10 protein-coding genes and 1 tRNA gene are annotated in these 7,707 nt (G+C 71.0%); 7 read left to right on the forward strand and 4 right to left on the reverse strand.

Annotated elements, in window-relative coordinates; genetic code table 11:
- Window positions 1–97: 97 nt before the first annotated feature.
- The 5 genes from ACFWY6_RS07610 to ACFWY6_RS07630 all read left to right on the forward strand — a co-directional run bounded on the left by ACFWY6_RS07610 (window position 98) and on the right by ACFWY6_RS07630 (window position 2,268).
- A complete protein-coding gene (locus ACFWY6_RS07610; RefSeq protein WP_384687324.1) occupies window positions 98–445 on the forward strand; it encodes a hypothetical protein in 348 nt (115 codons plus the stop codon).
- A gap of 40 nt (window positions 446–485) precedes the next feature.
- Window positions 486–791, forward strand: a complete 306-nt coding sequence (locus tag ACFWY6_RS07615; protein ID WP_384687325.1) for a hypothetical protein — start codon at window positions 486–488, stop codon at window positions 789–791.
- 124 nt (window positions 792–915) lie between these two features.
- On the forward strand, window positions 916–1,296 hold the full coding sequence (locus ACFWY6_RS07620; RefSeq protein WP_384687326.1) for a hypothetical protein: 381 nt from the start codon (window positions 916–918) through the stop codon (window positions 1,294–1,296).
- A gap of 6 nt (window positions 1,297–1,302) precedes the next feature.
- Window positions 1,303–1,818 carry a hypothetical protein gene (locus ACFWY6_RS07625; protein WP_384687327.1) on the forward strand — a complete coding sequence of 172 codons (516 nt, stop codon included), beginning with the start codon at window positions 1,303–1,305 and terminating at the stop codon, window positions 1,816–1,818.
- Window positions 1,819–1,890: 72 nt separating this feature from the next.
- Complete coding sequence (locus ACFWY6_RS07630) at window positions 1,891–2,268, forward strand: peptidase inhibitor family I36 protein (RefSeq protein WP_384687328.1); 378 nt, start codon at window positions 1,891–1,893, stop codon at window positions 2,266–2,268.
- 51 nt (window positions 2,269–2,319) lie between these two features.
- Here ACFWY6_RS07630 and ACFWY6_RS07635 read toward each other — a convergent pair.
- A tRNA-Val gene (locus tag ACFWY6_RS07635) sits at window positions 2,320–2,391 on the reverse strand.
- Between the two features lie 238 nt (window positions 2,392–2,629).
- Window positions 2,630–2,794: a hypothetical protein gene (locus ACFWY6_RS07640; protein WP_384687333.1), complete on the reverse strand. Its 165-nt coding sequence runs from the start codon at window positions 2,792–2,794 to the stop codon at window positions 2,630–2,632.
- Between ACFWY6_RS07640 and ACFWY6_RS07645 the strand changes: the two genes are divergently transcribed.
- Together ACFWY6_RS07645 and ACFWY6_RS07650 are read left to right on the forward strand one after the other, a co-directional pair.
- On the forward strand, window positions 2,727–4,100 hold the full coding sequence (locus ACFWY6_RS07645; RefSeq protein WP_384687329.1) for a hypothetical protein: 1,374 nt from the start codon (window positions 2,727–2,729) through the stop codon (window positions 4,098–4,100). The two genes, ACFWY6_RS07640 and ACFWY6_RS07645, sit on opposite strands and share 68 nt — an antisense overlap.
- Before the next feature lie 129 nt (window positions 4,101–4,229).
- Entirely contained in the window at window positions 4,230–4,790 is a 561-nt protein-coding gene (locus ACFWY6_RS07650; RefSeq protein ID WP_384687330.1) for a DUF4383 domain-containing protein, read from the forward strand.
- An 86-nt stretch (window positions 4,791–4,876) separates the two neighbouring features.
- On the opposite strand, the gene ACFWY6_RS07655 is transcribed toward ACFWY6_RS07650, so the two are convergent.
- On the reverse strand, window positions 4,877–5,563 hold the full coding sequence (locus ACFWY6_RS07655; protein WP_384687331.1) for a 1-hydroxy-2-methyl-2-butenyl 4-diphosphate reductase: 687 nt from the start codon (window positions 5,561–5,563) through the stop codon (window positions 4,877–4,879).
- Window positions 5,563–7,557: a squalene--hopene cyclase gene (shc, locus tag ACFWY6_RS07660; protein ID WP_384687332.1), complete on the reverse strand. Its 1,995-nt coding sequence runs from the start codon at window positions 7,555–7,557 to the stop codon at window positions 5,563–5,565. Before shc ends, ACFWY6_RS07655 begins: the two co-directional genes overlap by 1 nt.
- Window positions 7,558–7,707 lie beyond the last annotated feature (150 nt).

Below are 7,707 nucleotides of genomic sequence, written 5' to 3' on the forward strand. Positions count from 1 at the left end.
GCCCTGAAGCTCGGCCCTGAAGCTCGGCCCGGAAGTTCCCCCGTTTCCCGTGTGGCATCACTCGCCCCTGAAAATCGAACAGGAGTACCATTACGCCGTGCCTGCAACCCCTGCGTACGACTTCCCGAGCGACCTCCTCGCCGGACAGGAGGAGCTGCACCAGGTCCGGGCCGAACTCCTGGCCCTGCTGAAGCGGCTCCCCTGGTCGGTCACGCCCCTGGACGGCTTCAGCGACGACCACGGCTGGCGCAAGGTGGAGCGCCCCGCATCCCCGGGCTGGACCCCGGACGAACAGGCGGAGGTGGAGAAACTCCGCGAGCGGGAGCGGGAGTTGGCGGTTTTTGTCACCTGTCATCGCTTCTGGGACGAGGTGACGGGACCGGACGCGGTGGCGGCCCGCGCACGCCTCAAACACGTCCATGAGAAAGCCATTGACACGGGGTGACAGCGGGCGTTGACTCCCCCTACGCCGAGGAGGTGCTGCCATGAATCTGCTGCTGGTCGTCCTGCTCCTGGCCCTGATCGGCCTGGGTTTCAACCAACCGCTCCTGTGGCTGGCCGCAGCGGCACTCGTCTTCTTCATCTTCCAGCAGTACGACCGCGCGGGCTCCAAGAGCGGCTCCGGCTCCGGAGGGAGCTCGGGCGGCGGGGGCGGTGCTGGAGGGAACTCCGGCGGCGGAGGAGGCGGAGGGGGCTACCCGAAGACGTACCGCGACTACCGCCTCCGCAAGGAACGCCAGGAGCGCTGGGACCGCAGGTATCGCAGGACGCATCCGGGCTCGGGCCGCTGACGCCGCTCACCGGTTCACCGGTTCACCTATCAGGGTCTATCTCTCTGACACAGCGCTTACCTGCGAAAACGGCGGGGATTGAGGTCATGCCCAACGCATCGACCGCCCTCGGGGAGCCACCCGCATGCGCTTCAAGACCGCCGCCGTCACCGCCGCTTTCACGGCCCTCTGCACCACGTTCACGCCGTCGGCCGTCGCGGAACCACCCACGTCACGAGCCGCCGCCGCACCGGGCCAGGTCTGCTTCTGGACCAAGCCCGGCATGATGGGCCAGGGCTGGTGCTACGGCCCGCCCGGCTACGCGGAGGCCGAGAACGGCACGCAGCGCAACGCCTACTCCTTCGAGTCCCGCGCCAACAGCAGTGTCTACGCCATCAGTTACGGCCCGGGAGCGGGCTGTGTCTACCGCGAGATCCGCAAGGACGACTACGACGAGAACTGGACGGCCTGGGCCACCAGACTCGACGGCGTGAGCCACGAGAAGCTGGGCTGCGAGCCGGGCTGACAGACCATGCGTACGAGGCACATCTGCCCCCTCTTCGTGCTCCTCTGCACCTTCCTGCTCGGCGGCTGCGCGACCACGCCCACCCGCCCGGCGATGCCGCCCGAGGACGTCATCAAGGCGGCCCAACAACAACTGACGGACCGCTGCCTGAAACGCCAGGGCCTGACCCCGCCCCGCGCGGGCGAACGCCAGGCAGCGACGCCGGCCGACAGAAGGAACTCCCAACGCGTTGCGGACGCCCTGTTCGGCGCGGGCCGAACGGAGCTCTCACTCACGCTCCCCACCGGCTATTCCGTACGCGCCCACACGGACGGCTGCCTGGCCGCGGCACAGCGCACGCTCTACGGCGACCAGCGGCGCTGGTTCCAGGTCTCGACGATCGCCAACAACCTCAAGCCGGAGGCGGCCCACCGCCACCGCAGCCTCGCCTGGGTCCGCGCCCGGCACCGTACGGAACTGTCCGACTGGCACAGCATGCGCGAACGGGCCCTGCGCCACGCCACGACCCAACTGTCCACCTGACACCACAACGAAAAGCGACCGTCAGCACGTCAGCACCTCAGAACCTCAGCACCTCAGAAGGAGAACCCCCACATGATCAGCAAGCCCACGGCCCTGCTCGCCGCCATGCTCCTGGCCATCGGCACGGCCGTGACCACGTCGACCGCGGCGCAGGCGGCCTCGTGCCCGAGCGGCCAGTTCTGCGCCTGGACGGACGCCGGCTTCGGCGGCCAGCGCACCAACTGGTCGGGCGACGACCACGACTGGGAGGACCCGATCCAGGACCAGGACTCCTCCTGGGCGAACCACGGCATCTCCGGCCCCGGCATCAAGGACCACGTCCGGGTCTACGAAAACCCGGGCCTGGTCGGCTTCGGCACGGTCTGCCTGTCCCCCGGCCAGGAAATCGGCACCCCCAGCGGCTGGGCCAACGACAGCGGCGACTCCCACACTTGGACGATGGAGTGCTGACCAGAAACCCGAAGACCCCCAGCCATGATCGGCTGGGGGTCTTCTTCCCGGTGGGCGCGGACGGTTTCGAACCGCCGACATCTGCCTTGTAAGGGCAGCGCTCTACCCCTGAGCTACGCGCCCGGAAGGTTTCGACAGCCTACCTTGCCGGTGGGGGTGCCTCCCAAACGCGTTCCGCGGCCGGTGTCCGCCCGCAGCGAAGGCGGCAAAGTCACGGGGTGCGACGCGAACTAACCGACCCGTGTGTTCGTCATTAACCGGTGGGAGAATGTGACACCGGGCAAGGCGGACGACAGCACGGGAGAGGGATAGTGACGGCGACACCATCGCAGCCGTACACGCCAGACACGTCTAGCAAGTCCTATACGTCCAGCAGGCCGAGCACGCCGGGTACGCCGAGCACGCCTAGTACGTCCAGCAGGTCGAGCACGCCGCACGCGCGTCGTCGCCGCGGGAGCGTGTGGCCGCGGCCGGACTCCCGACCGGCGTCCTCCCCTCGAAGCTCCCGCCGCGCCCTCCGTGACATCGTCGCTCTCGCCCTCCTGCCCCTCCCCCTTGTCGCCATCGCCCTCCCCGCCGCCTTCGCCGGCGGCGGCACCCGGCGGTGGTTCGGCGGGCGGGGCGAGAGCATGCGTGCCGATGCGCAGGCCGCCAAGGACGCGGCGGCCGCCGCGTTCTACGAGCTGGACACCGCCCAGCGCGATCTGCGGATCTCCATCGAGACGATCGTCGCCGTCGACTCGTCGCCCGCCGCACAGCGCGCCGTATCGGACTTCGAGGCCATGGGGCGGCGGATCGACGAGGTCAGTCATCAGTACATCAGCGCCGTGGACGCGCACGATCTCGACCGGGATGATCTCGAAGCGGGAGTCGCCGCCCGTGCGCGGGCCGAGCTGACGCAGGCCAAGGACGATCTCGGCAAGGCCAAGCAGGACCTCGACCGGTTCCAGCAGGGGCTCGGGCCGCTGCTCGACAAGGCGGAGACCCAGCTCGCCCGGCTCGCCCCGGCCGTCGAGCGGGCCCGGCAGACCCTCCTCGCCGCCAGCAACGCGCTGGATGCCGTACGGGGCGCCGGGCTCAAGGCCGATGATCTCGCCGCTCGCCTCGCCGCCCTCGGGCCGGAGCTGACCAAGCTCAATCAGGGAGCCGGACAGCACGGCGTACCGGAGACGCTGCAGCGCGCCGACCGCGTCCTTCGGGACGCCGAAGCCGTGCGCGCCGAGGCCGAGCGGCTGCCCGAGCGGGCCGCCGAGATAGACCGGCGTCTGGTGTCGCTGCGTACGCGCGCGCAGGCGCTCACCACCCGCAGCGGCCAGGTCGACCCGATCCTCAGCGAGCTGCGCCGCCGGTTCACCGCGGCCTGCTGGCAGGACCTGCAGCGCGTACCGGACCAGGCCGCGGAGAACGTGCGGCAGGCCGAGGCCAAGCTCAAGGAGGCCGGGCAGGCGCGCGACGAGCAGCGCTGGCCGGACGCCACATCGCTGCTCTCCACGGTCCGCGCCCTGCTGAACTCGACGGACGAGGCGGTCTCGGCCGCCGGTGACCGGCTGCGGCGGCTCAACGCGGTCGCGAAGGACCCCCAGCAGGAGATCGAGCGCACCCGCTTCGCGATCCGCGACGCCCAGCGCCTGGCCATGGCGGGCCGCCACACCCCGGAGCAGCGGCACGCCCGCCCGCTGGACGAGTCCGTGGCCCGCCTGGACCGCGCGGTGGCGTCCCTGGAGGGCCGCCACCCGGACTACTGGCATTTCCTGACCGAGACCGAGGCCGTGCGGCAGACGGTGGCCCGCGTGGTCACGCAGATCCGGGAGGAGCGGGGGCAGGGGGCGTAGCCGCCCCGGGGCGGCGGCAGCCGTGGTTGGCGGTCCGGCCGCCGAAGGCGGATCCTGGATGTACGCACGCGGCGATCCGCACGCAGTGCCACGTACGAAGCGGCCTCCCCGCACACCAAGGAGGCGGACATGGCCACGCATGTACTTCACCCGGGGACGAAAGGGACGAAGCAGCCCAGGCGGCATGTGACGCTGAACGAGCATCTGCCCGTCGACCACCGCCTCAGCACCGTCTACCGCGTCGGCGCCGGCCTGATGGGGCTCGTCCTGCTCGCGTTCGGCATCCTCGGCCTGATCGACAGGATCGGGTTCTTCGACACCGAGGGCGACACCGTCGCCACCCTGAACACGAACGGCGCGCTGAGCGTCCTGTCGATCTGTGTCGGGCTGCTCCTCTTCGTCGGCATGGTGATCGGCGGCAACTTCGCCTCGACGCTGAACATGAGCCTCGGCGTCCTGTTCGTCCTCAGCGGCTTCGTCAATCTCGCCCTGCTGGAGAGCGACTACAACTTCCTCGCCTTCGAGATCCAGAACGTGCTGTTCAGCTTTGTGGTCGGCGTCCTGCTGATGCTCTTCGGGATGTACGGCCGTGTCGGCTCGGCCCTGCCACACGACAACCCGTACTGGAAGTCGCGCCACCCCGAGGCGGAACGCCACGCCGAGCACGCGAATCCGAACCCGAAGCACTGACCGCACGGCACCCCTGAGCAGGGACGTCACCCCGCGGGCGGCCGCCTGAACCCCTGTGCGAGCCTGGGGCCATGCCCGACCTCACCTCAGCATTCAGTGCCGCCCTGCGGGCCCGGCGCCTGGTCGCCATCGTGCGCGGCAGCGACGCGGAGGGCTCCTTCCGGACGGTCATGGCACTCGTCGAATCCGGTGTACCGCTCGTCGAGGTCTCCCTCAGCGGCGTCGACGCGCTCGGCGTGCTGCGCCGGGCCCGGGGCGCGGGGGGGGGCGCGGGGGGGCGGCCGCCCGGCCCGCACCGCGCTGTGCAGCGTCGCGGCGGACTCCATGTCCACCGCGATCGCGCCCGTGGCCAGCAGGTCCGCGCGTTCGTGCCCGCGGACCACATGGTCGGAGCCGATGAGCGGTCCGGTGTGCACGGTGCGGCCCGGCAGGGCCCGCACCAGCTCCTTGACCAGGAGTCCGGTTCCGACGCACGGGGTGCGGCCGTGCGCGGACCGGGTCTCCTCGGCGACGACCAGGTCACCTGGGTGCATGCCCGGGGCGAGCCCGGCGCAGAAGCCGGTGGCCACCACGGACGCGTCGTGCAGCGACTCCTTGCCGAGCGCACCGGTGACGGCCCGCTCGGCGTTCTTGGAGCCCATGCCCGTACGGAGCACGGTGACCCGTCCCTGGGCGCCGCCGCGTTCGCCCGTGCGCAGGGCGAGGCGCTCGATGCCGAGCGCGCAGGCGATCAGCAGCGGTGCGGGGTCCGGACGGGCCGGGGCTTTGGCCATCAGCTCCCCTTGCCGGACAGCGCCGCGAACGGGTCTCCGTTGACGTACCTGCCGAGCGCGGTGAGCGGGAAGACCTGCCGGTACAGGTGGTAGTTGATCGAGAAGTCCCAGGGGAATCCGGTGCCGGTGAAGTACGGCTCGTCCCAGGAGCCGTCGGGCAGCTGGGTCTCGGCGAGAAAGGCGATGCCCCGCTCCACGGCCTTGCCGTCGTGCTCACCGGCCGCGAGCAGCGCGAGCAGTGCCCAGGCGGTCTGCGAGGCGGTGGAAGCGCCGTGGCCCCGCCACTCCTCGTAGCGGTAGGAGCGCAGGTCCTCGCCCCAGCCGCCGTCGTCGTTCTGCACCGACTCCAGCCAGCCGACGGCGCGGCGGATCGCCGGGTGCGAGGCCGGCAGGCCCGCCGCGGTGAGCGCCGGGACCACGGAGCCCGTCCCGTATACGTAGTTGACGCCCCAGCGGCCGAACCAGGCGCCGTCCGCCTCCTGTTCGGCGAGCAGCCACTCGATGCCGCGCCGGGTGCGCGGATCGTGTGCCTTGCCCTCGACGGCGAGCATCTCGACGACGTGTCCGGTGACGTCGGCGGACGGCGGGTCGATGACCTCGCCGAAGTCGCAGAACGGCAGCCGGTTGGGGAACGGGCTTGTGTTGTCGGCGTCGAAGGCGGCCCAGGCGCCGTTCCTCGACTGCATGCCCAGGTTCCAGCGCATGCCACGGCCGATCGCGTTCTCCAGGCGTGCGCGGTCGGGGTGCTCGACCCGGCGCAGGGCCAGGATGACCTCCGCGGTGTCGTCGATGTCCGGGTAGTTGTCGTTGTGGAACTCGAACGCCCAGCCGCCGGGGGCCAGTCGGGGCCTGCGCACCGCCCAGTCACCGGGGCGCGCGATCTCCTCGCCGAGCATCCAGTCGGCGGCCTTGACCAGTTGCGGATGGTCGGCGGGCACGCCCGCGTCGGCGAGCGCGATGGTCGCGAGGCAGGTGTCCCAGACCGGCGACTGACACGCCTCGATCATCCGGGCGCCGTCCTCGCGCCAGACGGCGAACCGGTCGAGCGAGGCGAGCCCGGCCTTCAGGACCGGGTGCTCCAGGTCGTAGCCGAGCAGGTGCAGCGCGATGACCGAGTAGACCGCGGGCGGCTGGATGCCGCCCCAGCAGCCGTCGTTCTCCTGCCGCTCGATGATCCAGCGAGCGGCCGTGTTCATCGCGGCCTTGCGCACCTTGCGCGGGGCGACCTTGTGGTAAAGGTGCAGCGCCTTGTCCAGGCGCTGGAAGACGCCGTCCCAACTCGCCACGGGGGCAAGGGGCTTGCCCGGGTTCGGCCGGCGCGCGTCGCTGTGCAGCTCGTCCAGCGGGAAGGGCGCGGGCCGCACGGGCCGCTTGGCGGAGACGATCGTGAGCGGCACGATCGTCTGCCGGGCCCAGCACCCGAAGTCATAGATGTTGAGCGGGAACCACTTGGGGAAGTAGATGAGCTCCGGCGGGAGTTCGGGCAGGTCGTCCCACTTCCACCAGCCGAACAGGGCGAGCCAGATGCGGGTGAAGACCCGGCTGGCGGCGATGCCGCCCTGGTCCCGGATCCACGCGGAGGCCTTCGCCATGTGCGGGTCGTCCGGGGCGTCCCCGGCGAGCCGCAGCGCGACGTACGCCTCGACGGTGGTGGAGAGTTCGGCGGGTCCGCCGTGGAAGGTGGCCCAGGTCCCGTCGTCGCGCTGCTCGCCGCGGATGAAGAGCGCGGCCGCGCGGGTGGTCCGCTCGTCCCGGATCCCCAGGAACTGCCGGAGCAGCAGGTCCTCGGCATCCATCGTCACGTTCGTGTCGAGGTCGCCCTTCCACCAGCCCTGGGTGTCCTGCTGGGCGAGCAGGAACTCGGTGGAGCGTTGTATGGCGCGCGTGGCGGCGTCGAGCGCCCCTGCCGTCGCGGCGGTCGTGCCGATGGTCCTGCTGGCCGAGGCTGCGCGGGGCGTCACCGCTCCGGTGCTTCCGTCGGTCGTCGCTGTCATGGCTTCCCCTTCGTGCAGTGCACTGTGCAGTGGCTATGTCTGCTGTGGGTCCGCCGTCGGGCGCCCCGAAACGCCCGGCCGCGCCCGGGCGGGCGATACCCCCCGTAGTGATTCTAGCAGTATTTAGAACACCAAATAGGGGCGCGCGCC

Source organism: Streptomyces sp. NPDC059037 (genome assembly GCF_042740015.1).
Classification (GTDB): domain Bacteria; phylum Actinomycetota; class Actinomycetes; order Streptomycetales; family Streptomycetaceae; genus Streptomyces.

Bases quoted from the DNA above. Each gene is read 5' to 3' on its own strand.
- ACFWY6_RS07630 (WP_384687328.1), top strand. From the start codon at position 1,891: ATGATCAGCAAGCCCACGGCCCTGCTCGCCGCCATGCTCCTGGCCATC.
- ACFWY6_RS07640 (WP_384687333.1), bottom strand. From the start codon at position 2,794: ATGTCACGGAGGGCGCGGCGGGAGCTTCGAGGGGAGGACGCCGGTCGG.
- ACFWY6_RS07655 (WP_384687331.1), bottom strand. From the start codon at position 5,563: ATGGCCAAAGCCCCGGCCCGTCCGGACCCCGCACCGCTGCTGATCGCC.
- ACFWY6_RS07625 (WP_384687327.1), top strand. From the start codon at position 1,303: ATGCGTACGAGGCACATCTGCCCCCTCTTCGTGCTCCTCTGCACCTTC.
- ACFWY6_RS07615 (WP_384687325.1), top strand. From the start codon at position 486: ATGAATCTGCTGCTGGTCGTCCTGCTCCTGGCCCTGATCGGCCTGGGT.
- ACFWY6_RS07620 (WP_384687326.1), top strand. From the start codon at position 916: ATGCGCTTCAAGACCGCCGCCGTCACCGCCGCTTTCACGGCCCTCTGC.
- shc (WP_384687332.1), bottom strand. From the start codon at position 7,557: ATGACAGCGACGACCGACGGAAGCACCGGAGCGGTGACGCCCCGCGCA.
- ACFWY6_RS07650 (WP_384687330.1), top strand. From the start codon at position 4,230: ATGGCCACGCATGTACTTCACCCGGGGACGAAAGGGACGAAGCAGCCC.